At 33.9% G+C, this 26,305-nt stretch carries 27 protein-coding genes and 2 pseudogenes; 27 read left to right on the top strand and 2 right to left on the bottom strand.

Annotation, left to right across the window (positions count from 1 at the left end):
- Window positions 1-6 precede the first annotated feature (6 nt).
- Window positions 7-945, top strand: a complete 939-nt coding sequence (locus tag CALKRO_RS08735; RefSeq protein ID WP_013430671.1) for a hypothetical protein — start codon at window positions 7-9, stop codon at window positions 943-945.
- Between the two features lie 105 nt (window positions 946-1,050).
- Here CALKRO_RS08735 and CALKRO_RS08730 read toward each other — a convergent pair.
- Window positions 1,051-1,308, bottom strand: a pseudogene (locus CALKRO_RS08730) (glutamate--tRNA ligase family protein); the annotation flags it as partial.
- A gap of 437 nt (window positions 1,309-1,745) precedes the next feature.
- On the opposite strand from CALKRO_RS08730, the gene CALKRO_RS08725 reads away from it, so the two are divergent.
- From CALKRO_RS08725 to CALKRO_RS08700, 6 genes are all read left to right on the top strand, one after another.
- Complete coding sequence (locus tag CALKRO_RS08725) at window positions 1,746-3,383, top strand: Ig-like domain-containing protein (RefSeq protein ID WP_013430669.1); 1,638 nt, start codon at window positions 1,746-1,748, stop codon at window positions 3,381-3,383.
- 156 nt (window positions 3,384-3,539) lie between these two features.
- The gene (locus CALKRO_RS08720; RefSeq protein ID WP_041741662.1) at window positions 3,540-3,782 is read left to right on the top strand and encodes a hypothetical protein; all 243 of its coding nucleotides are present in this window, start codon (window positions 3,540-3,542) and stop codon (window positions 3,780-3,782) included.
- A gap of 63 nt (window positions 3,783-3,845) precedes the next feature.
- The gene (locus CALKRO_RS08715) at window positions 3,846-5,810 is read left to right on the top strand and encodes a hypothetical protein (protein ID WP_013430667.1); all 1,965 of its coding nucleotides are present in this window, start codon (window positions 3,846-3,848) and stop codon (window positions 5,808-5,810) included.
- 185 nt (window positions 5,811-5,995) lie between these two features.
- Window positions 5,996-6,253 (top strand): hypothetical protein, encoded by a 258-nt coding sequence (locus tag CALKRO_RS08710; RefSeq protein WP_013430666.1) that lies wholly within the window; start codon window positions 5,996-5,998, stop codon window positions 6,251-6,253.
- 115 nt (window positions 6,254-6,368) lie between these two features.
- The gene (locus tag CALKRO_RS08705) at window positions 6,369-8,594 is read left to right on the top strand and encodes an RCC1 domain-containing protein (protein WP_237699053.1); all 2,226 of its coding nucleotides are present in this window, start codon (window positions 6,369-6,371) and stop codon (window positions 8,592-8,594) included.
- A gap of 289 nt (window positions 8,595-8,883) precedes the next feature.
- Window positions 8,884-9,468: a hypothetical protein gene (locus CALKRO_RS08700; protein WP_013430664.1), complete on the top strand. Its 585-nt coding sequence runs from the start codon at window positions 8,884-8,886 to the stop codon at window positions 9,466-9,468.
- Here the strand turns inward: CALKRO_RS08700 and CALKRO_RS14220 are convergent.
- Window positions 9,425-10,246 (bottom strand): annotated as a pseudogene (locus CALKRO_RS14220) (transposase); the annotation flags it as partial. The gene CALKRO_RS08700 and the pseudogene CALKRO_RS14220 sit on opposite strands and share 44 nt — an antisense overlap.
- 321 nt (window positions 10,247-10,567) lie before the next feature.
- On the opposite strand from CALKRO_RS14220, the gene CALKRO_RS08690 reads away from it, so the two are divergent.
- The 20 genes from CALKRO_RS08690 (at window position 10,568) to CALKRO_RS08595 (ending at window position 26,303) form a co-directional block, all read left to right on the top strand.
- Window positions 10,568-11,683, top strand: a complete 1,116-nt coding sequence (locus tag CALKRO_RS08690) for a tripartite tricarboxylate transporter TctB family protein (RefSeq protein ID WP_013430663.1) — start codon at window positions 10,568-10,570, stop codon at window positions 11,681-11,683.
- Between the two features lie 8 nt (window positions 11,684-11,691).
- A complete protein-coding gene (locus tag CALKRO_RS08685) occupies window positions 11,692-12,054 on the top strand; it encodes a GntR family transcriptional regulator (RefSeq protein WP_013430662.1) in 363 nt (120 codons plus the stop codon).
- The gene (locus CALKRO_RS08680) at window positions 12,041-12,664 is read left to right on the top strand and encodes a hypothetical protein (protein WP_013430661.1); all 624 of its coding nucleotides are present in this window, start codon (window positions 12,041-12,043) and stop codon (window positions 12,662-12,664) included. Before CALKRO_RS08685 ends, CALKRO_RS08680 begins: the two co-directional genes overlap by 14 nt.
- Window positions 12,665-12,668: 4 nt before the next feature.
- Window positions 12,669-13,763 (top strand): alpha/beta hydrolase, encoded by a 1,095-nt coding sequence (locus CALKRO_RS08675; RefSeq protein WP_013430660.1) that lies wholly within the window; start codon window positions 12,669-12,671, stop codon window positions 13,761-13,763.
- 37 nt (window positions 13,764-13,800) lie between these two features.
- Window positions 13,801-14,655, top strand: coding sequence for an ABC transporter ATP-binding protein (locus CALKRO_RS08670; RefSeq protein ID WP_013430659.1), 855 nt, complete (start codon window positions 13,801-13,803; stop codon window positions 14,653-14,655).
- 174 nt (window positions 14,656-14,829) lie between these two features.
- Window positions 14,830-15,180: a YlxM family DNA-binding protein gene (ylxM, locus tag CALKRO_RS08665; RefSeq protein WP_013430658.1), complete on the top strand. Its 351-nt coding sequence runs from the start codon at window positions 14,830-14,832 to the stop codon at window positions 15,178-15,180.
- Window positions 15,173-16,504, top strand: a complete 1,332-nt coding sequence (gene ffh / locus CALKRO_RS08660) for a signal recognition particle protein (RefSeq protein ID WP_013430657.1) — start codon at window positions 15,173-15,175, stop codon at window positions 16,502-16,504. The genes ylxM and ffh overlap by 8 nt, the downstream gene beginning before the upstream one ends.
- Window positions 16,505-16,540: 36 nt before the next feature.
- Window positions 16,541-16,786 (top strand): 30S ribosomal protein S16, encoded by a 246-nt coding sequence (gene rpsP, locus CALKRO_RS08655; RefSeq protein WP_013430656.1) that lies wholly within the window; start codon window positions 16,541-16,543, stop codon window positions 16,784-16,786.
- Window positions 16,787-16,814: 28 nt separating this feature from the next.
- Complete coding sequence (locus CALKRO_RS08650) at window positions 16,815-17,048, top strand: KH domain-containing protein (protein WP_013290831.1); 234 nt, start codon at window positions 16,815-16,817, stop codon at window positions 17,046-17,048.
- A 49-nt stretch (window positions 17,049-17,097) separates the two neighbouring features.
- Window positions 17,098-17,607 (top strand): ribosome maturation factor RimM, encoded by a 510-nt coding sequence (rimM, locus tag CALKRO_RS08645; protein ID WP_013430655.1) that lies wholly within the window; start codon window positions 17,098-17,100, stop codon window positions 17,605-17,607.
- A gap of 2 nt (window positions 17,608-17,609) precedes the next feature.
- Window positions 17,610-18,347 carry a tRNA (guanosine(37)-N1)-methyltransferase TrmD gene (gene trmD, locus CALKRO_RS08640; protein WP_013430654.1) on the top strand — a complete coding sequence of 246 codons (738 nt, stop codon included), beginning with the start codon at window positions 17,610-17,612 and terminating at the stop codon, window positions 18,345-18,347.
- Window positions 18,348-18,455: 108 nt separating this feature from the next.
- Entirely contained in the window at window positions 18,456-18,842 is a 387-nt protein-coding gene (gene rplS / locus CALKRO_RS08635) for a 50S ribosomal protein L19 (protein ID WP_013430653.1), read from the top strand.
- A 52-nt stretch (window positions 18,843-18,894) separates the two neighbouring features.
- A complete protein-coding gene (gene ylqF, locus CALKRO_RS08630) occupies window positions 18,895-19,743 on the top strand; it encodes a ribosome biogenesis GTPase YlqF (RefSeq protein ID WP_013430652.1) in 849 nt (282 codons plus the stop codon).
- Entirely contained in the window at window positions 19,724-20,344 is a 621-nt protein-coding gene (locus tag CALKRO_RS08625) for a ribonuclease HII (protein WP_013430651.1), read from the top strand. Before ylqF ends, CALKRO_RS08625 begins: the two co-directional genes overlap by 20 nt.
- 11 nt (window positions 20,345-20,355) lie before the next feature.
- Window positions 20,356-21,768: a hypothetical protein gene (locus tag CALKRO_RS08620; RefSeq protein ID WP_013430650.1), complete on the top strand. Its 1,413-nt coding sequence runs from the start codon at window positions 20,356-20,358 to the stop codon at window positions 21,766-21,768.
- Window positions 21,769-21,772: 4 nt separating this feature from the next.
- Window positions 21,773-22,051 carry an EscU/YscU/HrcU family type III secretion system export apparatus switch protein gene (locus tag CALKRO_RS08615; RefSeq protein WP_013430649.1) on the top strand — a complete coding sequence of 93 codons (279 nt, stop codon included), beginning with the start codon at window positions 21,773-21,775 and terminating at the stop codon, window positions 22,049-22,051.
- 4 nt (window positions 22,052-22,055) lie between these two features.
- Complete coding sequence (locus tag CALKRO_RS08610; protein ID WP_013430648.1) at window positions 22,056-22,415, top strand: YraN family protein; 360 nt, start codon at window positions 22,056-22,058, stop codon at window positions 22,413-22,415.
- Window positions 22,416-22,540: 125 nt separating this feature from the next.
- Window positions 22,541-23,419: a dipicolinate synthase subunit DpsA gene (dpsA, locus tag CALKRO_RS08605; protein ID WP_013430647.1), complete on the top strand. Its 879-nt coding sequence runs from the start codon at window positions 22,541-22,543 to the stop codon at window positions 23,417-23,419.
- A gap of 4 nt (window positions 23,420-23,423) precedes the next feature.
- Window positions 23,424-24,020: a dipicolinate synthase subunit B gene (locus tag CALKRO_RS08600; RefSeq protein ID WP_013430646.1), complete on the top strand. Its 597-nt coding sequence runs from the start codon at window positions 23,424-23,426 to the stop codon at window positions 24,018-24,020.
- Window positions 24,021-24,116: 96 nt separating this feature from the next.
- A complete protein-coding gene (locus CALKRO_RS08595) occupies window positions 24,117-26,303 on the top strand; it encodes an FtsK/SpoIIIE family DNA translocase (RefSeq protein ID WP_013430644.1) in 2,187 nt (728 codons plus the stop codon).
- Window positions 26,304-26,305: the final 2 nt, after the last annotated feature.

The raw sequence follows: 26,305 nt of genomic DNA, 5'->3' as shown, positions 1-26,305 counted from the left end.
AGCTAAATGAAGATAAAAACTGCTAAAATACATAGTATATCAAAAATATCTTTTATAGTGCTAATAATTGCTTTTATAGCAGGTTATTTTTTGTATATAAGACCAAACAGGATACCGCCGCTTAATATTCCTATGCCAGGGAATGAAATACCTGAAATAGACTATAAAGTGACAGCCAAATTTGACAATTTACCTGTTGAAGCTATGGTATACAGATTTATAAAGCCAAAAAACATAGATATAGAGATTAAATCTTTAGCTAAAATATTTGGACTAAAAGGTGAAATGGAATATCAACCTATATGGAGAACTTATTTGATAAAAGAGAAAATAGATGAAAAGTATTATCGTGCATTGGAATATGAAATTGACACAGGGAGATGGCATTATGAAGATAGCAAAGGACTTGATAATGATGATCCACAAAATCTACCTTCTGATGAAGAAGCAAAAAAAATTGCACTTGACTTTTTGAAAAAGAATGGTCTTTATGATAAAAGATTTATTTATTGTGCAGTTACAGACTCTTCATCTGGCGATAAAATTACAAATGATTATAAGGTTCATCACAAGAATGTATATTTTTATCCCGAGATAAAAGGAAAGCCTGTGTATGGTGTTTCAAGGATAATAGTGGTTGTAGGTGATAATGGAAAGATAGTAGAAGTTTATAAATGGTATAAGGAGGTTGAAGAATACAAAAAGGTAAAGATAATGCCTGCAGAGAAAGCTTTTGAAAAAGTTAAAAATAGAAAATCATCGAATAGTATCAATCCTATGGCAAAGTCTGCAACAATCAAAGAAGTTTTTCTTGCTTACTGGGAAGATGCAGGTACAATTGAAGAGCAGCCATATTTGCAACCTGTTTGGGTATTTGCCGGGGAGGCTGTGACTGAAGATGGAAAAGTAGAAAAATTTGATGCTGTTGTTCCGGCTATAGAGTAAAAGTTCGGACTGGTTGTTTATGTAGAGGTGTCTCAAGACAGTAATTTTTGATAATTAATATACAGTAAAAAATAAGAGGGTTGAGGTAAAGTTACCAACCAACCCTCTTGCTTTTTCTATTTCCTCTTGGCTACAAAAACAATAATAAGCTTTTCCTTCATCCCATTCAATTCCAAGCCATCTCAAGCTTCTCATAATACCTTTTGCCCACTCTTCTCTTGACCTTTCAAGGTCGGTGTCTTCTATGCGTAAAATAAATTTTCCATTGTGTTTTTTGGCAAATAGATAGTTAAAAAGTGCTGTCCTTGCACCGCCTATGTGAAGCTGACCTGTTGGACTTGGTGCAAATCTAACTCTTACTATCTTTTTACTCATTTCATGCTAAGTTGCGTTTTGATTAGCATTATAAGTTGTTTGGTTTATAACAGATTGTATTATAACACAAAAATGCTGTTGAGAGGACTGATTTTTTGTTTTCAATTTCATAGACTGCATAGAAATTTTAATAAATAAATGAGCGAATTGAAGTTTGAGTCGGCTAAATTTGTGAAATGAAAGTTAAAAACAAAAGATGGATGTTGGCATATTATGAAATGTTTTGATAAAATCTTAGCATAAAATTCAATCCAGAAAGTGGACAAATAAAAAGATTTAGTTTATGTATCAAGGAAGCAAGAAAATATTACAAATATGAGGAAAGTGACCAGACTGTTTAGATGTTTTAAATGATTGATAACGCTCATATTGAGCGTTCTGCAAAAGGCTAAATTAAATTTTAAAATTTGGAGGAGGAAAGTGTAATGAATGCAAGAAATAAGAAGTTTTTAAGTATGATTTTAGCAATGTTTTTGGTACTCCAATTTTTACCGTTCAATACGTTTGCTGCTGATGAAGAAGTTCAGATGTCTGGACGGGAAGCTGTTGATTATGCTTTGTTTTCTGCAAGTCGAGAGAACGCATTATTACTGAATGGTTCAAGAATCAGCATAAAGGGTGATGTGCATACTAATGCGGACTTTGTGTATCAAGGTTCAGAGCTTGTTATTGACGGTGTATGTGAAGCTTCAGGTAAAGTGAGTGCAAAGAATGCAAAAGCTTTAATAACCAAAGAAATTGAATGTGCACCCATTATTGAAATGTCGGATTATACTACTGAGATTAAAACAATAGCAAGTGAAAATGCTGAGATATTTGAAGCTGACCAGAAATACCATGGGAACAGTATAGTATTCGAGAAATCTATCATTGCTAATGGGAGTATTTTTGTAAATGGTTCGAAATTTACAACTAATGACTATATAATAGCAACGAAAGATATTTCAATTAATGTGGCGAAAAGTGAAATTGGCTTTAAAGATGGGAGTGTTATTTGTTCTGAAACAGGTAATATTACCTTTAATGGTTCTGAGGTAAATATAAAGGGTATCATTTATGCGCCTAAAGGAACTGTTACTATTAATTCGGGAATATTTACTTTGAAAGGAAGGTTACTGGCAAATAAAATAATTTTTAGAGGAAGTACTTTAAATGTACAGAGTAGCAAAGAGGATATAGATTTAATTTACAGAGAAACAGATATAATTTTTGATCAAATTCGAAATGAATATGAATGCAATATTGAACATAAAATATCATTTACGATAGTGGACAAGTTTGGCAAACCAGTACCGAATGTTATCTGTTCAATAAGTGTTACAGGCAATGCAACTGCACCAAGTTCTGTTACGACCAATAGTGATGGAAGAGCAACTATTATTATTTCGGATAGTATGAATGAATCAATTACGCTAACTATAACCACAAAGAAGGGTTTGAGCAAATCTATAGTACTTAATTTTGTGAAGAATCAAGCAATTATTAATTTATACATTGTGGATAATAACAATTTACCTGTAAGTGGAGCCCAAATAACCGTTTTATCCTTGGATAGTGCGGCTGATAATGCAAGTAAAGTATTTTATTCTAATGAACAGGGTATTGCTGATTTTAGTTTGCCTGAGGGAAATTATACCTTTAAAATAGGGAAAGATAATTACAAACAAGTTGTTTATGAAAAGATAAGTTTAACAGCAGGTAATGTATATTCGAATACAATCATTCTGCAAAAGTTACTTAACGAGATATTTGTTCAATATAAAACTATTTTAACAAATCAACCGGTTAAAAACCGAATAAGCGTAAAAGTGCTTTACGAGAAGAACCAGTTAAGAAGCGAAACACAAAACAGTACACCTGTGGAGCTATTTATGATGAATGCTTCAGGCGAGTGGTTATCAAAGGGTTTTCTTTTTGACAATGGCAATTTAAGTATAAATGGCGATGAAATCAAAGCTGACCAAGTGTACACAAATATTTTTGACTTTAATGAAACTCAGCAGGGAAAACTAAGATTGAAAATTGTAGTTTACAGAGCTGATGGAACTCAAATTAGCAAATAGTTTAGCATAGAAGTTATTGAACCTTTACCTGATGTGGCATTCCAAACACTTATTGATATTAATAACTACGTGAGGGAATATATTCAAAGTTATTTTACTTTCAATGTTAACACAAGCGTTAATGAATTAGCAAATCTACTAAAGCTGGAACTGAGTGTGGATGACAGGATAAAAGAAGTAAATGTTGTTAATGATTCATTAGAAATCACATTGACGAGCGGTTTGAAGTTATATGTTCTAATAACAGAAAATAGCAGTATTGAGACAATGGTTAGAGGTAGTGGAAGTTTTCAACAGATAGATTTAAAACCAGAATCTGATTGTAAAATTATTGATTTTAATTATGACTTTACATTATCAAAGGACATTCTGCTGTGGGCACCGTTTGACACAAAGTAGGGCGAGGCCGACGAGACAAGATATGTTGAAGAGATTGTAAATTCTTCGCCGTATGGTTATAAGTTGGACATAGTAAGAGATACTGAAGCCAATGTAGAGTCACTGAGGGATGTTACAAAATATGGTATGATTATATTTGCAACTCATGGTCATAATGGTCAGTGGTTGGTGACAGGAGAAAAATTGGGAGAAAACATTAAATACAAAATAGAACAGCAGAAAGATGAAGTTGGTATATTTACAATAGCAGATATAGATAATAAAAATTCTGAAACCTATTATGCAGTAAGCAACAAATGGTTTGAAAATAATCTTTCTGATAGATTTGCCAAGAGCATAATAGTAAATAATTCTTGCTATAGCACAGCAACAGATTTACTTTGGAATGCATTTGCTCAAAGAGGAGCATGTGCATATTTTGGTTATAGTGATAAAGTAACGAATGAATGTATAGTGATAAATAGCGTGCATTTACTTACAGAGATAATTTTGAATGGTAGGTGTACAGTTGAAGCCTATGTACCAACTTTAGATACTTATTATAATGATAATGGGATGTTTCAGATAAAAGGTCAGACAAATTTGAAGATGCCATATGGATTGATTAATGGTAGTTTTGAAAATGACCTTATTGGGTGGCAAACGGACGGAGATGGGAGAGCAACAACTGGGCTTGGCTTTGTAAAGCCGACAGATGGAAGCAAGATGGGGATTATTTCAACAGGTTTAGGCTATACGTTAGAACATGGTGAGCTAAAGCAAAGAATATTTATACCTGAATATGCCAACAAGTTAATATTTGATTGGAATGTTTTATCAGAAGAATTTTTAGAATGGATAGGTTCACGCTACGATGATCCATTTGTTGTAACAATAACCTTAGAGGGTGAAAATGGGCAGGAGGTTAAGATTTTAGATTTGGACATAAATAAAATAGCTTCAATGTTTAATGCGACAGAAACTAACGGTGGGAATTTAATAAAAGTTTCACCTGAGATAGTGTTTGATAAAGGCGATGTATGGATGACAGACTGGCAGACCACAGAATTTGATGTAACACCATTCAGAGGGCAGAATGCAGTTCTGAAATTTAGCGTTAAAGATGCGGTTGATACCATATATACGACAGCTGTGTTGATAGATAATATTAGATTTGATGTAAATTACGGATATTCAGGGCGACCAGTAGAAGTTGATCCACTGATGTTTAGCAAAGATTTTAGCAGGGGTATTTTTAATAACACAAAGGGAATAAGTTATATATTTTATGATCCAAAAAACTTTAAATCACAAGCAGAGTTTGCGAGAAAATGGGTTAGATTTAAAAATGGATACAAGAGTATAGAACAGGTTAAATCCATCCAAGTAGAAACAGAGGAAGTATTTGTGAGGGAATGGAATAATATGAGAGATGAAGGGATTGACAACGTAATTTTGTTTTTTCACAGTAAGTATTATGCTATAATGATAAATAATGATAGAGACGTTGATCGTGATAATAAAACAGATAAAGAAAACCTAACAGTCAATCCAGACGGGAAGACACTACATGATGATTTAGCAACTGAAATAAGGAAATTAAAGGAAAAGAAAATAAAGGAACTAGTACTGCTAAGTTGCAATAATGGTTTGCTTGATGCTATAGACACAAAAGCAACAATAAGTGAAAAAGATAAAAAATTAGTTACCCTTGGTAACGTGGCACAGGCATTTTTAGAAACGCAGAATGTTGAGAAAGTAGAGGGGTTTGATGGTTCATTGAGTTTTTTCGGGGGCACATGTTTTCCAAGAATTGCTTTAGACCAGAGTTCTTTTCACGAACAGCTTGAGCAATTAGAGAATTATAAAAGGCACAAAAATTTTCCAAGGCCGGTTGGACTCTCGTATAATCCTTTCGGAATAAAAGTATTACCTGTTGGGAAGGTCATATATTTTAAAGATAGAAATGGAAAGACGAAATGTTCATATAAGTGTGATAAATTTTTAGTAGAGATAGAGGTGATAGGTAATTATGAAGGAAAAGAGTGAAAGCAAAAAAGGGATGGGTTGTTGGGCAATATTAACAATCAGTGTAGGTATGTTTATTTTTTTGGTGGTATATATATCCTATTATACCTTTTGAAGTTAAAACTTATTATGTTGGTTGGATAGAGAGTGACAAAGAAATAGAAAAAATTATTTGGCGAGACGAGCTTATAGAAGACGAAGTTAGTATGTTATTAAGGTTAGGAGATGATAAAGATAAAAGCTATCGTATCCAGAAACTATTAGAAAAACTGAGAAAGGTGGATAGTAATAAATATAGATTGGCAATAGTCCATGGTTCACGGATTAAAAGAATTAAGAAATCAATGGACAATATTTGTACTTTTGATGTGTTAGAATTTGAAAGAAATATACCTGAAAACAAAATTCATTATTACTTAATAGACAGAAGAATCACTGCAACAAATTTTGATCTTTGGAGATAAGTATAATTGGTTATAGTGCCAAATTAGCATGCTGAATGTTATTATACAAAATGTTGTAATATAAAATATAAAAAGGTAAAACTATAATTAATTTTGGTAGAGGTGCAAAATGAAAATGAGAAAAATAAAGTATGCAGTATTATTGTTTTTAATTTTTAGTTTTCTAAGTATGACCTTATCAAATGCAAATTCAAAGAATAAAGAAAACAGCAAAGAGTTGCAGGGAGAAAATTTTAAGGTTATTTCATCAGGTGCCGGGAGTCTTCACACGTTGGCAATTAAAGATGATGGAACAGTGTGGGCATGGGGATATAATGGTTTTGGGCAGCTTGGCAATGGCACATATAAAGATTCGTGTATTCCTGTTCGTGTTAAGGGGCTCAAGGATGTGGTGGCAGTATCAGCAGGGACGTTTCATTCTTTGGCGTTAAAGAAGGATGGGAGTGTATGGATTTGGGGTCATACTAACTATGGACAGAGAAAAAGCGATGTATATAGAGATTTTACAACACCAGTGAAGGTAAAAGAACTAAAAAATATAGTTGCGATTGCAGCTGGGTGGGATTTTTCATTGGCTGTTGGTTCTGACGGAAGCGTTTGGGCATGGGGTATAAACAATCATGGGGAGCTTGGAATTGGGAGTTTAAAACCATCAGCTGTTCCAGTAAAGGTGAAAGGGTTAAAAGATGTAGTAGCAGTTTCAGCAGGACTTTATCATTCATTGGCACTGAAACGTGATGGTACTGTTTGGAGTTGGGGATATAATGAAGATGGTGAGCTCGGGAACAGACCAACTGAAGATTATACTGTTTCTGTTCCTGTCCGTGTAAAGGGATTATCTGATGTTATAGCAATCTCAGCAGGTGGTTTTCATTCTATAGCACTAAATAAAGATGGCGCTGTTTGGATTTGGGGTGGAGGTATAATTGAGAAAAATGGGAAAATAGATAATTCATATATTCCTGTACGTATAAGATGGTTAAATAAGGTTGTAGCTATTGCTGCCGGTTATCGTCATTCAATAGCATTGAAAGATGATGGGACAGTATGGGTATGGGGACATAATTCTTATGGTGTGCTTGGTAGTAATGTTGGTGAGCATTCATTTTTGCCTGTTCAGGTTAAGGGTTTAAAGAACGTTGTAGCAGTTGCCGCAGGCAGATTGCATTCAGTTGCTTTAACAAAAAATGGTACTATTTGGGCATGGGGGAATAATGCTTTTGGTCAGCTGGGAAGAGAGAATAATAGCTTTTCTTTAAATCTTCCATATAAAGTGAAATGGCTTGACAATGTTGTAGCAATTGCTGCGGGTGGTTCTCATACGTTAGCAATAAAAAGAGATGGAACAGTTTGGTCATGGGGTGCTAATAACAAAGGTCAGCTTGGTAACGGGACTTATAAATCTTCGTATATTCCTACGTGTGTAAAGGGACTAAACAAAGCTGTGTTAGTGGAGGCTGGATCTCAACATTCATTAGCAGTAGATAAAGATGGCACTGTTTGGGTATGGGGATTTATTGAAAGTGTGTGGAGTGAAAAAAATACTAAAGATATATTATCTCCACTACCAATAAAGATTGGAAAATTAAACGATATTACGGAAATAGCTGGTGGATTAGATTACATATTGGTTTTAAGAAAAGATGGGAACATATGGGGGTGTGGTAATGATTTTTATTTTCGCAAATTTACCGACAGTTCAGTAAGTTCTGTGACTAAATTAATACGTTTAGATAATATAAAAAATGTGAGGTCAATTGCAGCAGGTTACTTTCATTCATTGGCTGTGAGAACTGATGGGACTGTTTGGTCATGGGGTGATACTAATTTAGATAATAAAGAGAAATATCTTAATTTTTCAGAAAAGCCAGTTAAAATAAAGGGATTGAGTGGAGTAGTAAAAGTAGCGGCTGGTAAATATCATTCTTTGGCTTTGAAAAAGGATGGTACTGTTTGGAGTTGGGGATATAATGCTTATGGTCAGCTTGGGAATGGGACAAGAGAGACATCTTTTGTTCCTGTACGTGTGAAAGGTCTAAACAATGTAGTAGCAATTGCTGCAGGGGATTACCATTCAATGGCACTGAAAAAAGATGGAACTGTTTGGGTATGGGGTTCAAACATTAGAGGGCAGCTTGGTAGAAGAAATATAGAATTTTCAACAGTTCCTTTAAAAGTAGAAAAGCTTGACAATGTTGTGGCAATTGCTGCAGGAGATACTCATTCAGTAGCGCTTAAAAAAGATGGAACAGTATGGGTGTGGGGGATTGAATGTGACAGAGATCTTAGCAAAGAGATTCTTTCCTCTTCATCTATTCCGGTACAAATAAAATTCAGATGAAGATTGAGTATTAGACTATAAATAATTTTGTATAATAGACAAACAGCAGAATGTCAAGAGGTAGGGGATATAATATACCAAATAAAAATAACATTCAAATTTTACTTAATTCAGCTTTTAAGAAGTATTTAGCTTAACTTATTGGTATTAGTAAGTGTTTTATTTATGGTTTTCGGAATAAAAGTATTACCTGTTAGGAAGGTCATATATTTTAAAGATAGAAATGGAAGGATGAAATGTTTATATTGGTGTGATAAATTTTTAGTAGAGATAGAGGTGATAAGTAATTATGATGGAAAAGGGTGAAAGCAAAAAAGGGATGGGTTGTTGGGCAATATTAACAATCAGTGTAGGTATGTTTATTTTTTGGTGGTATATATATCCTATTATACCTTTTGAAGTTAAAACTTATTATATTGGTTGGATAGAGAGTGACAAAGAAATAGAAAAAATTATTTGGCGAGACAGTTTTGTAGAATATGAGGTTAATATGTTGTTAGTGTTAGGGTATGATAAAAATAAAAGCTATCGTGTCCAGAAACTATTAGAAAAACTGAGAAAGGTGGATAGTAATAAATATAAATTGTTAGTAGTCTATGGTTCACGAATTAAAAGAATTAAGAAATCAATGGACAATATTTGTACTTTTGATGTGTTAGAATTTGAAAGAAATATACCTGAAAACAAAATTCATTATTACTTAATAGACAGAAGAATCACTGCAATAAGTCCTGAATTTTGGGGGATAAGAATAATTGATTATAGTACCAAAATTAGTTTGTTAAATGTTATTGTACAAAATGTTGTAGATATTTATTATGGACAATCAATTAGGTTGTTGAATAATAAATATTACCAACAATACATAAAATAAACAAAAGTTTTTGATTCCATTCATAAGTAAAAGAAAACTTCTTACCTTCTAATTTTCTAAAAAGTTGCTCAAATAGAAAAGTAATTAATATCCAATCAATAAATCTTTTATGATTTCTAAATTCCTTGAGCCTCACATTCTCAGGATTATATTCTCCTTTTAATTTGCTAAATAGTCTTTCAATCTTTGTTCTCTGCTTGTATAGCTTTTTACCCTCTTCAGTTTCTAAAAATCTTATGTTCTTGCTTCTAAAACTATTGCTAACATTGTTTTTATTTTTCATGTTTCTTTTATTTATCCCAGCAACAAATTTAACTTTAAGCTTATTTGCTATATTAAATCAGCTGCTACAATCGTATCCCGCATCTGCTAAAACAATCTCACAGCTCAAGCCCCATGCCCTATACAAAAGCTCTTTTTGTCTTGAGTCATGTTCGTTTGCTGTTGCTAAAATTCAGAAAAGTGGTATTACTTCTTCTTTACCTGCACACAAAAGATGTAATTTGTATCCCCTGAAAAATCCTATTGTAATATGTATACATATTTTTGCTTCTAAATCATTTTTGGCACTTCTCAGCGACGGCGAGTCAACTTTTGCTATACTCATATCAGGTTTTATTTCAGCTATTACTATGTCCTTTATATCTTGCATGTATTCTTTCTATATTGTTCTTGACAACTTTGCAAAATATGAATAGTTTGGACTTTCTTCCATACCTATTGCTCTTTTAAACTCTGTGTCTTAGTTTATTCGATATTTTAATTCTCTGAAATTTTTCCCCCTTGTGTTTTGTTGTGATTTTCTCTTAAATTAAAATTATAACACAAGAGGGGTATTTTCTTTTGTTGCTACGTTTACTATAACATGGTTATTTCTTTTATTCAACAACCTCAGGATAGAAATAATTTCATATAATACATTATATCGTAATTATATTTATTAGAAATATTAGTTTAGAATTCCGTTTATCCATATCAAAAGTACTCGGAATATATAATTTAAAAATTTTAAAAATCATCGAAAAATACAGTTGACAGAATCAAATTTTAGTGTTATATAATTATATAACACTATAAAAATCAAACAGGAGGGTAGGTTATGCATTTTAATCAAAATGTTTTAGGACTTATTGGTTTGCTGGTGGTCATTTTTTTCATTGTACTTGGGCTTTTCTATCTTATATCCAAAAATAGCTCTAACATATTTCAGATTAAAAAATTTCACACCAGCCAAACAATGAGACTTGTTTTATCACTGTTGTCAATTTTATTTGCATGGATTTTTCCGTGGACTGCATTAAAGGTTTTGTTTGTATTGAGCTGCATTTTGTTTTTATTTAGTATTTTTCCAATAAAGAAAACTTCTTTGGGAATGGTTATTGCTATAATCTTAGTCATATTGGTTGTTGTTGGTTCAATTATATCTCAACTTCACTACTACTCTTCTGATAAGCAAGATTTTAAGTTTTCTAGGTTATCAAAAAGTATTTCACAAATAATTTCTGATGTGATTACCAGCAGCGACTTTATTGAGGTTTATCATTCAATTACTTATTCTGCAGACCAGGATATGTCAATTAAGAATTTTGATGAAATTGTAATTAGCTGTTCAGGCGGAATAGATTTAGAACTCATTGATGATGAAGATACCATCTATTTTCCTTCAGTGCTCAAAACAAAAGTTTCAGGAAAAACTTTGAAAGTCTTTGACAGAAATACAGAATTTGATACAACATATGAAGTAAAACTTGGTACAAAATCTTTGAGAAATGTAAAAATTTCCTGTAGAGGGCTAAAAACAAGAGGTGATGGGAAGTTCAAAAATCTAACAGTAAATTCAACTGGCAGCTTTATTCAAGGGCAGATTGAAGCAACAGATGATATTTCTTTAGACTGTGCAGGGCTTGAGCTGAGAGCTGATTTTAAGGGGAAGCATTTGAAGGTTAATTCTTCTGGGGCAAATATAAATTCACAGTTGATATTTGATAAAATTGAGATTGATTCAACAGGATTGAATATCAGGGCAAAAGCAAGGTTTGAGGAGTTTGATATTAATGCAACAGGATTGAATGGATCAATTAATATTTTAAATAGCGAAAATGAAAAGGGCATTTTGAACATTGAAGCAACAGGTGGTATTGTAAAAATCAATAACCTTTATAGTGCACCTGTTACAACTAAAACTTCAGGTTATGTAAAACTTATAAGAGAGTGATGATTAAAATGCTGAGAAAAGTTGATAAACACAGCGGTGTGCCTGCATACGTGCAGATTGTCAACATGATTAAATCAGAGATAATACTTGGAAATCTTCAGCAAGGTTTACAGCTTCCAACTGTGAGAGAACTTCAGGCAATTTTTGATGTGAATATAAACACTGTCTTAAAAGCACTGGAAAAACTAAAAGCTGAAGGTTTTATTGAAGCAGAGCAAGGGATAGGGTATTTTGTGAAGAAGGATATTGATGTTGATAAAAAGATAATTGAGATAATAAAAGAGTGTGTTAGGGAACTTAAAAGTCATCAAATAGATTTTTACACAGCCATGATTTTATTTGAGGAGGTGTGGAAAAATGAGGAGGTTTGAATTTTCAAGAATTTTAAATTTTAACATCGAAGAAAATCTAACAAAAATGGATATTTATATTGGAAAAGAATTAAAAGAAAAAACAGGTCAAATACTATTTTTCACGCTAATATTGTTTATACCGAGTTTTACCATAAGAGTTATTGGCATAATACTTCTTTGCTCTGCAATGCTTGTGAATGATATTAAGAATAAAAATGTTGAGCTTTTGTATTTTTTGCCGTTCTCAAAAAGAGAGCTTTTCCTGTATAATCTAATGTTTTTAGTTCTTATAATTTCAATAACATCGGCAATTGATAAAATATACTATAACCTGACCATTTTAGAAGGATTATTGGCTATTTTAAAAACAATCATTGCGCTTTTAGCAATTTACGGGATAAGTATGTTATTCACGACATTAGGACATGATGGTTTTATTTGGAGTATTGTAATAACAATTGCAGATGCTTTGCTGGGAGATTTAGGCTCAACTAATTTGAATGCAGCTGATTTTAATCCATATAGTTTAATAAGCTTTACAAAGCAGGGAAGCATGATTTTAGCCTTTTTGTATGCTGCTCTGATTTGCTTTTTTGCATATTTTGCATATGTAAAAAAGGAGGGATAGAAAGATGAATTTAATAGCAAAGACTCAAAAAAATAAAAACAAGATTATAGCTGCAATACTTTTTATTATCTTAATAAGTTTTTCAATTTGTTTACTAATTACCACTGTTTTATATAGTCAAGCTTTTAAGAGATGTACCTCCAAAGATGATAAAGTGTATTCTCTTGTGAAAAAGTATCCTAATTTAGTTTACAAAAGAGTACAATTCAAATCAAATGCAGGACAAATGTTAAGAGGTTATATTTATTATAAGAAAAATAATATCGAAGCTAAAAAAGGTTTAATTGTTGTATCACACGGATTTGGCGGAACCCATATCAATTATTTAGATGAAATAAATTATTTTACGAACAAAGGATATTACGTTCTTGGATTTGATAATACTGGATGTGGTGAAAGTGAAGGGGATTCAATGATTGGGCTTCCACAGGCTGTTGTTGATCTTGATTATGCGTTACGTTTTATTGAAAAGAATAATGAATTTAAAAACATGCCCATATTGCTTTTTGGACATAGTTGGGGTGGTTATGCTGTTTGTGCTGTTTTATCCTATTCTCATAAAATTGCAGGTGTGGTTTCGTGTGCTGGTTTCAATTCCCCGGATGAAATAATAAAAACAACTGCAATGGACTCTTATGGAAGATGGGGGAAAGTTATTTTGCCTTATTTAAGTTTGCTTGAAAAAATAAAGTTTGGCAAATTAGCAAACGTATCTGCAATAGATGGGATAAAGAAAAGTTCAGTACCTGTGTTGGTCATACATAGTAAGGATGATGATACAGTGAAATTGGAAAATAGTATTTTTGAGGCGTGCAAACATTTAAATAAAACTAATGTTAGTTTAAAACTATTTGATAATAAAGGACATGATATTTTTTTATCAGACAATGCCTTGAAATATATTCGACAAAAAAGAAATGAATTTAAAGAGTTAACAAGTAAGTATGGCAGCTACAAAAAAATTCCTAAAAAAATACTTAAGGACTTTCAAGCTAGTATAAACCGCAAATTAATGTCTGAGATTGATCAAGACATGATGGAGCAAATAGTTGAGTTTTTTGATAATGCAATAGAATTACAAAAAAATAGAAGTATGTAGCGAGGTCTTAATAAAAGAGAAGGCGGTGAGTACTGAGATGGTAGTATTAGAAGTCAAAAATTTGAGCAAAAGAATAAGCGGGAAACAGATTTTAGCCGACGTGAATTTTTCAGTTCAAAAAGGTGAGATATTGGCTCTTGTTGGACCAAATGGGGCTGGTAAAACGACAACTCTAAAGTGTATAATAAATGCAGCTTCCAGAGATACCGGAGAAGTTTTGATTTTTGGCAAGCCTTTTGAGCCTTCTTTAAAGAAGAACATAGCATTTGTTTCTGAGCACAGAAAAGTTTTTTCAAGGTTGACATTAGGTGATTACTATAAGATGTATCAAGCCTTGTATCCAAATTGGGATGATTTATTTTTCAAAAATTTTCTTTCAAGCTATGGGTTTAGTACAAGTCAAGAACTTTCTAAATTTTCAATGGGACAAAGAACACTTATCCTTGTTATCTTAGCATTGGCAACAAATGCAGAGCTGGTGCTTTTAGATGAACCAACTCAAAACCTTGACCCAACTGTAAGATTTGAGTTGATACAACTTATAAAACAATATGTTCAAGAGAAAAATATAGCAGTTATTGTGTCTTCACACGAGATTTTTGAACTTGAAGAGTATGCAACAAATATTGCGATAATCAAAAATGGCACAATTTTATACTGCGATTCAATTGATGATGCTAAACAAAAACACAGAATAGTCTCTTCAATGGCAAACTTGAAGGATGCAGAAGTTATAGGTTTGCTTGACGGTGAGGTTTTAGTAAGAACTGAGAAGGATATGGGAGAATATCCCCGATTAAATCAAATTATAATTGGCTATTTAAGAGGAAAAGAAGGTATGCAGGAAATTAAAAGTGGTTACTACCAGATAACAGATTTAAATTCCGTATAAGTTTGACTTGAGTTGCCTGAAAAAGCGTAGCACCTTTGCCCTTGAAGTTGCGAGCAAAAATGGCGAAGGTGCTTTTTTGTTGTTGAACACAAAAAATTTTTGACAAAAGAGCAGAAGTTTATTATCATATAATAGTGTCAAGTTTTTAAGCTTTACAGAGAGATGAAATTAAAAATGCGGCAAGAAAATAAGGTGTATTTGAGCCTTCTTTACGATTTTTATAAGGACTTTTTGACCGAAAGACAAAAAAAGATTATAGAGCTGTATGTAAATGAAGATTTAACCTTGGGAGAGATATCAAAAGAACTTGGCATATCACGGCAGGGTGTTTTTGATGCATTTAGAAAAGCAGAAATAGCCTTAAAAAGATACGAAGCCAAGCTTAGACTGGCAGACAAGTATTATAAAAACAGGAGCATAATTGAAGAAGTCCTTCAGAAACTAAGGAGAATATACGAAAGATACAAAGATGAAGAGATTATGAGCATAATAAATAGTATTCAGGAGTGGCAAGAAGATGTTTAGTAGTCTTTCTGAAAAACTGCAAGATGTATTTAAAAAGCTGAGGGGAAAGGGCAAGCTTACAGAGAAAGATATCAAAGAGGCAATGAAAGAGGTAAAGCTTGCTCTTTTAGAGGCTGATGTAAACTACAAAGTGGTAAAAGATTTTATCAACACTGTGACACAAAAGGCTGTGGGCGAAGAAGTTTTAGAAAGCCTCACTCCTGCCCAGCAGGTAATAAAGATTGTATATGATGAGATGGTAAACCTTCTTGGTGGAAGCGACACAAAACTTGCATTTTCACCAAGCGGATTTTCCATCTATATGCTGGTGGGGCTTCAGGGCTCTGGTAAGACCACCACAGCTGGAAAGCTTGCCGGGCTTTTAAAAAGGCAGGGCAAAAACCCTTTGCTTGTTGCCTGTGATATATACAGACCTGCTGCAATAAAGCAATTAGAGATTGTTGCACAAAAGGTTGGAGTGAAATGTTTTGCAGATTACAACAGCAAAGATGCTGTTAAGATAGCAAAGGAAGGCATTGAGTTTGCAAAGGCAAGCAGGTGTGATGTTGCCATTGTTGACACTGCAGGAAGACTTCACATAAATCAAGAACTTATGGACGAGCTGGTTGCAATCAAAAATGCAATAAAGCCGACAGAAATTTTGCTTGTATTAGATGCCATGACAGGACAAGATGCTGTGAATGTTGCTGCAGCTTTCAATGAGCAGCTTGGCATAGATGGAATTATTATGACAAAGCTTGATGGTGATACACGAGGCGGAGCTGCTCTTTCTGTCAAAGCTATAACTGGCAAACCAATAAAGTTTGCCGGTGTTGGCGAGAAGATGGAAGATTTAGAAGCTTTTCATCCCGACAGGATGGCTTCCCGAATACTTGGAATGGGAGATATTTTGACTCTAATAGAGAAAGCTCAGGAAGCTATTGACCAAAAAAAAGCTGAGGAGCTTGAAAAAAAGCTCAGAAGCATGCAGTTTACTCTTGAAGACTTTTTAGACCAGCTAAAGCAAATAAAGAAGATGGGACCTTTATCTCAGATTATTTCCATGATACCTGGCGTGAAATTAAAAGGTGATGTGGATTTTGATGCTGGCGAGAAGGAACTTAAAAAAATAGAAGCAATCATAAATTCCATGACAAAAGAAGAACGCCAAGACCCAAGCATTATTAATTCCAGCAGAAAAAGAAGAATTGCGATGGGGTCAGGTACCACTGTTCAGGATGTAAACAGACTTTTGAGACAGTTTGAGGATATGAAAAGGATGATGAAGCAATTTTCAAATCCCAGCTTTGCCAAGAAAGGAAAATTTAAATTTCCTTTCATGTAATACATCAAAAAATTTAAAAGAGGAGGTGATTTTGAAGTGGCAGTAAGAATAAGACTCAAGAGAATGGGTGCAAAGAACAATCCTTTTTATAGAATTGTTATTGCAGATTCACGCACACCGAGAGATGGAAAAACAATTGATGAAATTGGCTATTACAATCCTTTGAAGAATCCTGCTGACATCAAAGTTGATGTTGAAAAGGCAAAAAAATGGTTATCATACGGTGCTCAGCCAACAGATACTGTTAAAATTCTGCTTAAAAAAGCTGGAGTAATTGAATAAAACATTTTAAAAGGAGGGGTAGCTTGTCATGCTAAAAGATTTAGTTGAAGTCATAGCAAAATCTCTTGTTGACAATCCAGACCAGGTAAAGGTAAGCGAAATTCACGGTGAGCAGTCAGTAATTATTGAGCTTAAAGTTGCTCCTGAAGATATGGGAAAGGTCATTGGCAAGCAGGGAAGAATAGCAAGAGCTATAAGAACAGTTGTCAGAGCTGCAGCAAACAAAGACAACAAGAGAGTTATAGTTGAGATTTTACAATAAAAGAGTTAGGCGTATCTTGCCTAACTCTTTTTTAAAAAGGAGGTAGACTATGTATAAGTACCTCCAGGTAGGCAAGATTGTAAATACTTTTGGACTCAAAGGTGAAGTGAAGGTAATACCTCTTACAGATGAAGTTGATAGGTTTTCTGAGCTTGAATATGTTCTTTTGGAAGACAACCTTTCAACAAAGCTCACAATTGAGAGGTATAGAGTAAAAGATAATGTTGTGATTATTAAATTCAAGGAAATTTCCTGCATAGATGAAGCACAAAAGCTGAAAAACAAGTATATAGTTATAGAAAGAGAAAGAGCCAAAAAACTGCCAAAGGATGCTTATTTTATATGCGATATCATTGGACTTGAGGTGTATGATTTAGATGGCAGAAAACTGGGTAGAATAAAGGATGTTTTAAAAACCGGAAGCAACGATGTTTACATTTGCGACAGCTATATAGGAAAGAAAGACATACTGATTCCTGCCTTGAAAGAGATTGTAAAAGAGGTTAATATCGAAGAGGGATATATGAAAATAAAGGTTGTTGAAGGGTTGTTAGATTGAAAATGGTATTCAAAGTTCTAACTTTATTTCCAGAAATAATTTTGTCTGCGACAAACTACAGCATATTAAAAAGAGCTCAGCAAAAAGGGTTGATAAAGATAGAGGCAATTAATATACGAGATTTTACTATGAACAAGCACAAGAGGACAGATGACTATCCATACGGCGGCGGGTTTGGAATGGTTATGACTGCTCAGCCAATAATTGATGCATATGAGAGTATAAAACCAGCCAAACCTCACAGAGTTATTTATCTTACACCTCAAGGCAAAACATACACTCAGCGCTATGCAGAGCAGCTGTCAAAAGAAAAAGAGATTGTAATAATATGTGGGCACTATGAAGGAATTGACCAGAGAGTAATTGACATGATTGTGACAGATGAGATTTCTATAGGAGACTATGTTTTAACTGGAGGAGAGTATGCTGCACTTGTGGTGATTGACTCAGTTTCACGGCTTGTAAAGGGTGTCATTGAAGAAAAGTCAGCTCAAGAAGAGAGTTTTTCAACAGGGTTTTTGGAATATCCGCAGTATACAAGACCGGCTGAGTTCAGAGGGAAAAAGGTTCCTGAGATACTTTTGTGTGGAGACCATGAGAAGATAAGAAAGTGGAGAAGGTATCAGAGTTTACTGAAAACAATAAAAAACAGACCTGATTTGCTTGAAAATTTTGAGCTAACCAACGAAGACAGAGAATTTTTAATAAAATATTGTGAGACGCAAAAAATTGTGTTATAATTACACATGTTCATTTTTGGGCTTTTTTATTGTGAGTAAAGTACATGGTCCTCTGCAAACACGGTTTGCAAGAACATCCTTATTTGCTGGAAGGAGGGAAAGTGAAAGATGGATATAATTAGAGAGATTGAAAGCGAAATGCTAAGAAAAGATATTCCTGATTTCAAACCTGGCGACACAGTAAGAGTTTACTTTAAGGTTATTGAAGGTGGAAGAGAAAGAGTGCAAGCTTTCGAAGGGCTTGTCATAAAAAGAAGAGGAAAAGGACTTTCGGAAACTTTCACAGTCAGAAGAATTTCATATGGTATTGGTGTTGAAAGAGTATTCCCTCTTCACTCACCGAGGCTTGAGAAGATTGAAGTTATAAGAAGAGGTAAAGTAAGAAGAGCAAAACTCTATTACATCAGAGAAAAGATAGGTAAGGCTGCAAAAATTAAGGAACTTGTTCAGCAACCAGATAAAGAAAATAACAATACCGAAGAGACTAATGCTTAAAAAAGCTTAGTCTCTTTTTTATATTTACAACAAAAAGAGGAGGATTTTTGCTTTGATCGTTCAGTGGTATCCTGGACATATGCAAAAGGCAAAAAGAGAAATTTTAGATCTAAACAAGTATATTGATTTGTATCTAATTTTACTTGATGCGAGAGCGCCTTTGAGTTCCAGAAACGAACAATTAGAAAGCTTAATAAAAGATAAGCCTAAAATCTATGTTCTGAACAAATCAGATTTAGCCGACGAAACAAAAAACCAAGAATTTGTAAAGTATTTTCAGGAAAATAACCAGGTTGCTGTGTGCATTGATTCTTTGAAAGGTACAAACGTAAAGAATATATTGAAAATAGCCGAAAATTTATTAAAAGACAAGATTGAAGAGGCAAAACAAAAAGGAAGAAAGAAAATTATAAGATTTGGGGTACTTGGTATACCAAATGTCGGAAAGTCGACACTTATAAACAAGATAACAAACTCAGCCAAGGCAAGAACAGGTGACAGGCCTGGTGTTACAAGGGCAAAACAGTGGATAAAAATCAACGACTATTTTGAAATGCTCGACACCCCTGGAATACTTGTGCCAAAGCTTGAAGATGACAATGTTGCTATAAAGCTTTGTGCGATAGGTAGTATTAAAGAGGACCTCTTTGACAAAGAACTTGTTGCAAAGAAAACAATTGGAATGATAAAAGAAAGGTATTCTCACCTCTTGAATACCAAGTATTTAATCGATTTTTCCACCCTTTCGGAGGAAGAGTACCTAACAGAAATAGGAAAGAAGAGAGGATGTATACTCAAAGAGGGTAGGATTGATACTCTTAAAGCAGCAACAATGTTTTTGGACGATTTGAGAAAAGGAAGGATTGGGAGGATAACACTTGATGAGGTTGTCAGAAGATGAAAACTATTTTGAAATAGAAGAAAAGCTTTTGAATGAAGGTTACAGATTTATTTGTGGAGTTGATGAGGCAGGAAGAGGCCCTTTGGCAGGACCTGTTTTTGCTGCAGCAGTTGTTATGGACAGAAAAAGGATAATTGAAGGTGTGAGAGATTCAAAAAAGCTGACTCCTAAAAAGAGAGAAAAACTCTTTGAAGAGATAATAAAAGAGAGTATAGCGTATTCTGTTGCGATGGTAGACAGCAAAGTCATAGATGAGATAAACATAAACAATGCAACTTTTTTGGCTATGAAAAATGCTATTGAAAACTTAAAAATTGAGCCCGACATAGTGTTAGTGGATGGTTATAAAATTCCGAACCTGAGCTTTAATCAAAGGGCTATCATAAAAGGTGATAAAAAATCCTACTCTATTGCCTGTGCGTCAATCTTAGCAAAGGTTTCAAGGGATAGATTTATAGTAGAGATTTCTTCAAAGTACCCACTCTATAAATTTGAAAAACACAAAGGATACGGCACAAAGGAGCACATAGAGATTCTGCAAAAATATGGTCCATGCGAAATTCACAGGATTTCGTTTTTAAAAAATATTCTTTCTCTTTAAGGTGAAAAAGTATGAATTATACAAATAATCTCATAACCTTCTTAAAACAAAATAACATAAAAGAGATACTTAACCTTTTTGGCAATCAAGAAAAAGAATTTGACGCTGAGGTTGTCGGGGTCGAAGGAGATAGACTTATTCTGAATGTAGGTTCAAAAACAATTTTAGCTCAAAATAGCTCCTCATTTTTTTTCAATCCAGGTGACAGGGTGCGTCTTGCAAATCCTGTGTGGGAAGATGGCAAGCTTACATTCAAGATAAAGGAGGTTGTTTATAGACAAGAAAATTTTAATAGTATATCTTACTTTGAAAATAAACTACATGAAGAGACTTTATTTAAAACCTTCGATGCTGTAAAGTTAAATAACGTGTTTGACCTTGCACAAAATGCAAAAGAAGAGATTTTTACTATTCCTAAAGATAGGTTTACAGCTGAGTTTTTGGAGTTTGCAGAGAAAGAAAAAATGTTTGTTGCTTCTTTGGAAATTGAAAATGATGAAAATGTCTTTTTGAAGTTGTCTGATAAAACCTTTGAATTTAGAAAAGAGGTTTTTTTGGGAAGTCAAAATGAAAATAGGATATTGGAAAAGCTGAAATTTTCTGACTACAAAAGTGAGAGTTTTATAGTGGTATTCGAAAAAGGGGAAGGATTGATTTTTGTTCCTCAGAAGAATTTCATGAAGGATTTTTTTAAAAGTATGTTAAATGATCATATAGGAAAGTTTGATGTTAAAATAGATAATGAAAATGACTTATTTGCTTTTCTGGGCTTGATTTTTTCTAAAAAGCCTTTGTCAAAAGAGGAATTTATAAAAGAAAAAAGTGAATTTATAAGGTTTGTGGAGAAGATTAAAGAGATTTTTGAAAGATTTCAAAATAAAGAAGAAGTTAAAAATCAAGATATTACTTTGAATAAGAAAGAGGAATTCTTACTTTTCAAGATAACTGACTCTCACAAAGAGTTTTCAGAACAAAAGATGTTTCAGTTGCTGGAGAAGATGAACTCAAATCAAAACCAGCAAACCACACTTGATTTTGATACCTTTTACATGAATATTCTTAATCTCAAGTATGAGCTTAATAACCACCAATATGAAATTTCAGTTTTTGTTAACAAAAAGAAGGGAGTTTCAAACTTCAAAGCAAATTCCATTATGCTAAAATTGGCAACCCAGAACATTGGGACAATAGGCATTTATGTTAAAAAGGTTTCCCAAGGTAGTTTCAAATCAATCATAGTTTGTGAAAGGCTGTCAACTCTGAATTTGATAAGAGAAAACCAGCAGAAGCTCTTAGAGCTTCTAAAAGAAAATGGGTATAAACTTGATATTGAATACAAGATAGACCAAACCTCTAATTCTTCTCTTGCGTTCGACTATTTGATATTTGATAATACTTTAAGCAGGCTTGATTTGAAGGTGTGAGATAATGAATAAGAAGAAGTTAAAAAAAGCTGTGGCTATAAAGTATGACCTTGAAGATATAGCACCAAAAATCATTGCAAAAGGAAAAGGTTATGTTGCCGAAAGGATTATAGAGAAAGCAAAACAAGAAGATATTCCTGTATATGAAGACCAAAAGGTGGCAGAAAAGCTATTTAATTTAGAGCTTCAGGAGTATATTCCGGAAGACTTGTATGAGGTTATTGCGCAGATATTAGTTTTCATTGGGTATCTTGATAAAATTAGTAAGAATGGAGCAAAGTAAAAAAATGAATTTAAAACAGGTGGGAAGATTTGGTGAGGATTTGGCGGTTGATTTTTTAAAGAAACAGGGATATGAGATTTTGAGAACCAACTTTCGATGCAGGCTTGGCGAAATTGACATAATAGCAAAAGAAGGCAAGACAATTGTATTTGTTGAGGTAAAAACAAGGAAGAGCTTGAAATTTGGTTTGCCTTCAGAATCTGTCAACTTTAAAAAACAGCTTCACATAAAAAAGGTTGCTGAGTATTTCATTGCATACCATCTTTCGCAAGATAAGTATTTGTACAGATTTGATGTTGTGGAGATATTTATAGATGGCAAAAATAATGTAACTAAAATAAATCTTATCAAAGATGCATTTTAAAAAAAGATTGAGAGAGATAGAAAGCCACTAAAAGTGGCTTTTATTTTTTTGTCCAAGCACCTTTTTTGAAATTAATACATAGATTATATTAGCTTTGCAGCAAGAACAAAAAAAGAGGGATAATGATGGAAAAACATATAGGTGTTATTGGTGGGGACCAAAGGATTTTGATTTTAGCGGAAAGCTTGGCTGATAAAGGATTTGATATTTTGCTCTGGGCAACTGATAAAAGCAAAGTGCTGAGTAGCCCAAATATAAACTTTGCAAAAAGTTTAGATGAAATTATTGAAAAATCAAAGGTATTAATAGGACCAATTCCCTTCACACAGGATGGAAAGCATATATTTGCACCTCTTTCACAGCATTCAATAGAGATACAAAGTTTAATAGAAAAACTGTCTGGCAAAGAGATTGTGCTCATTGCAAGTGTAATTCCTGAAAGTGTGAAAAATCTTTGCAGGGAAAAAAGTGTAAAATTTTTTGACCTTTATGAGAAAGAAGAGCTTGCAATTCTGAACGCAATACCTACTGTTGAAGGATGTTTGATGATTGCAATTGAGAAGATGCCGATTACCCTTCACTCCTCGAATATCTTAATACTTGGATATGGAAGAATAGGCAAAGTCCTTACTAAGGTCTTGAGAGGATTTGAAGCAAATATATATGTGGCTTCAAGAAAAAGCTCAGATTTGACATGGTGCAAAGCATTTGGTTTTCTACCGGTCCGCCTGTGTGATATAGCAGAGTATGTAAATAAAATGGATTTGATTATTAATACCATTCCTGCTGTGGTTGTTACAAAAGGAGTGATAGATAGGATAAGAGCCGATACTCTTGTAATTGACCTTGCTTCAAAACCGGGTGGAGTAGACTTTGAATATGCAAGGGAAAAGGGTATTGAAGTGGTACATGCGCTTTCTCTTCCTGGCAAGGTGGCACCAGTTACAGCTGCCAAATATATATCTGAGGTGCTGTTGAGTTTGCTGGAAGAAATCTGGGGGTGATAGAGTGGACTTGAACAATTTGAAAATTGGGTTTGCTATTACAGGGTCGTTCTGTACATTTGACCAAATAATACCTGTAATTGAAGAACTCAAAAAACAAGGTGCAATCATAACACCAATATTCAGTGAAAAAGTACAGACAACCGATACACGCTATGGAAAAGCGGAAGAATTTGTGAAGAGAATAGTTTCTATTTGTGGGAATCCGCCAATAACAAATATTGTAGAAGCAGAACCTGTGGGACCTAAAAAACTATTTGATGTGATGGTTGTTGCACCTGCAACAGGGAACTTTATCGCCAAGTTTGCAAATGGAATTGTTGATGAAACTCCTGTTATGTGCGCAAAAGCCCACCTTAGAAATCAAAGACCGGTGGTTGTTGCGATATCTACAAACGATGCACTTGGTCTTAACTGCAAGAATATTGCTACACTTCTTAACACAAAAAATATCTACTTTGTCCCATTTAGGCAGGATGACCCTTTGGCAAAGCCAAATTCACTTGTTGCAGAATACACTCTTCTCATTCCCACAATAATTGAAGCACTTTCTGGCAGGCAAATTCAGCCGCTTTTGCTTTGTCCTGGTGCAAAAAAGTGATTGAGCCCCCGCAAAAGAATATTTTTGGGGGTTTTATTTTTTTGGAAAAAGGCTATAATATTCTTAGAAAATGCGAGAGAAGAAGTGAAGGGATTTATGAGAGCAAAGGCAGTATCAAAAAAGAAGAGATATAAGATAAAAAAAGAGGTTTTTGACAGGTTAAATGCCGAAGTGTATGGGACTTTTTTATTTTTTGTTTTTCTAATTTTTGTTTTTTCAGTTGCAACAGATAAAGTTGGAATAGTTGGCGATTTTGTTAAGAAGACCTTGCTGGGATGTTTTGGAGTAGGTGTTTTCTTAATTCTTGCTTTCATGCTCTATGTATCACTTGATTCAATTTTAAGAAGACCAAGAGTATTTGACAAAAGGGATATAATTGTATTTACCTATATACTTCTTATATTTATGATTTTTACCACCTTTATTCAAGCAAACATAAAACCTTATGATTCATTTATAAAGTTTTTAAAAGATGCATACTTTGATGGCTTGAACTTCAAGGGATTTGGTGTTTTTGGTTCTGCCATTACATACCCTTTTGTATCGTTATTTGGTTTTACAGGCACGCTAATTATTTGTTTTTCTACGCTTATAATCATGAGCATGATTGTTTTCAGTTTTTCTATAAGAGGTTTATTGAAAAAAAAGAAACCTAAGGATACTCAGCAAGATGTGAAAAGGGAAGAAGAGATTACTGAAGAAGAGAATATAAAACTTGAAACTAATGGTTTTTACAATTTTAATTTTGATACTAAAACTGAAGAAAAAAAAAGTGAAGAAGTTCCTGTAAAATCGTCTAAAAAGGGAAGAAGAAATGACAAAACTGCAGATAAAAAAATTTTTTTACCTTCAAGCGAGCAGTATCTTTATCCTCCCGTTGATTATCTTAAAAAGCCAAATGATAACTTGCAGGTTTCAAGAAAAGATATAAATGAAAACATAAGAAAGCTTGAAGAGACATTAAAAAACTTTGGCATTGAAGCTCAGGTGACAGAAGTAAGTGTTGGACCCACAATTACAAGATATGAGCTGCAGCCTGGCCAGGGTGTAAAGGTCAGCAGAATTGTCAATCTTTCTGATGACATTGCGCTTGCACTTGCAGCACCATCTGTCAGAATTGAGGCACCAATTCCAAACAAGTCTGCAATAGGAATAGAAATTCCAAACAGAGAACCAAAACCTGTTTATATAAGAGAGCTGATTGAAAGTCCAGATTTTTACACACCGCAGTACAAGATACCATTTGCCATAGGAAAAGACGTTGCAGGAACTCCTGTAATAGCAGATATAACAAAAATGCCTCACCTTTTGATTGCAGGTGCAACAGGGTCAGGTAAGAGTGTTTGTATAAATTCGCTTATAATAAGTATTCTTTACAGGTGCATGCCTGATGAGGTAAAACTGATTTTAATTGACCCAAAGGTTGTTGAGCTGAGTCTTTACAATGGTATACCTCATCTTTTGATACCTGTTGTGACAGATGCCAAAAAAGCTGCAAACGCACTTGCCTGGGCAGTTCAAGAGATGACAAACAGGTACAAGCTCTTTGCTGCAGCAGGTGTAAGAGACATTGTGGGTTATAACAAGTGGTGTGAAGAAAATGGACAAGAAAAACTTCCATATATTGTAATTATCATAGATGAGCTTGCCGACCTTATGATGGTATCACCTGCCGAGGTTGAAGACAGCATATGCAGGCTTGCGCAGATGGCACGAGCAGCGGGTATGCATCTTGTTGTTGCAACACAAAGACCTTCTGTAGATGTCATCACTGGTCTTATAAAAGCGAATATTCCGTCGAGGATAGCCTTTGCAGTGTCATCCCAAGTTGACTCACGCACAATTTTAGACCAGGCGGGTGCTGAAAAGCTTTTGGGAAGAGGTGATATGCTATATCTTCCAATAGGTTTGGCAAAACCTATGAGAGTTCAAGGTGCGTATGTTTCTGAAAGTGAAGTTGAGAAGGTTGTGGAGTTTTTAAAACAGAACTTTAACATTGAGTATAATCAGGAAGTGATTGAAGAGATAAACAGCAAGGTTTTAGATGTTAAAGATGATAAGGCTGATGAGCTTTTAATCAAGGCTATCCAGCTTGTGGTGGAAGCACAGAATGTTTCAACCTCATTTTTGCAAAGAAAACTCAGAATAGGTTATTCAAGAGCGGCAAGGCTAATTGATCAGATGGAAGAAAGAGGAATAATTAGCAAGATGGATTCTACCGGCAAGCGCCAGGTTTTAATAACTAAGGAACAGTTTGATGAGATGCTTATGAATATGGAGTGAGA

Origin of the sequence: Caldicellulosiruptor kronotskyensis 2002 (assembly GCF_000166775.1) — a bacterium.
Lineage (GTDB): Bacteria > Bacillota > Thermoanaerobacteria > Caldicellulosiruptorales > Caldicellulosiruptoraceae > Caldicellulosiruptor > Caldicellulosiruptor kronotskyensis.
This window is presented reverse-complemented; position numbering and strand designations above follow the sequence as displayed.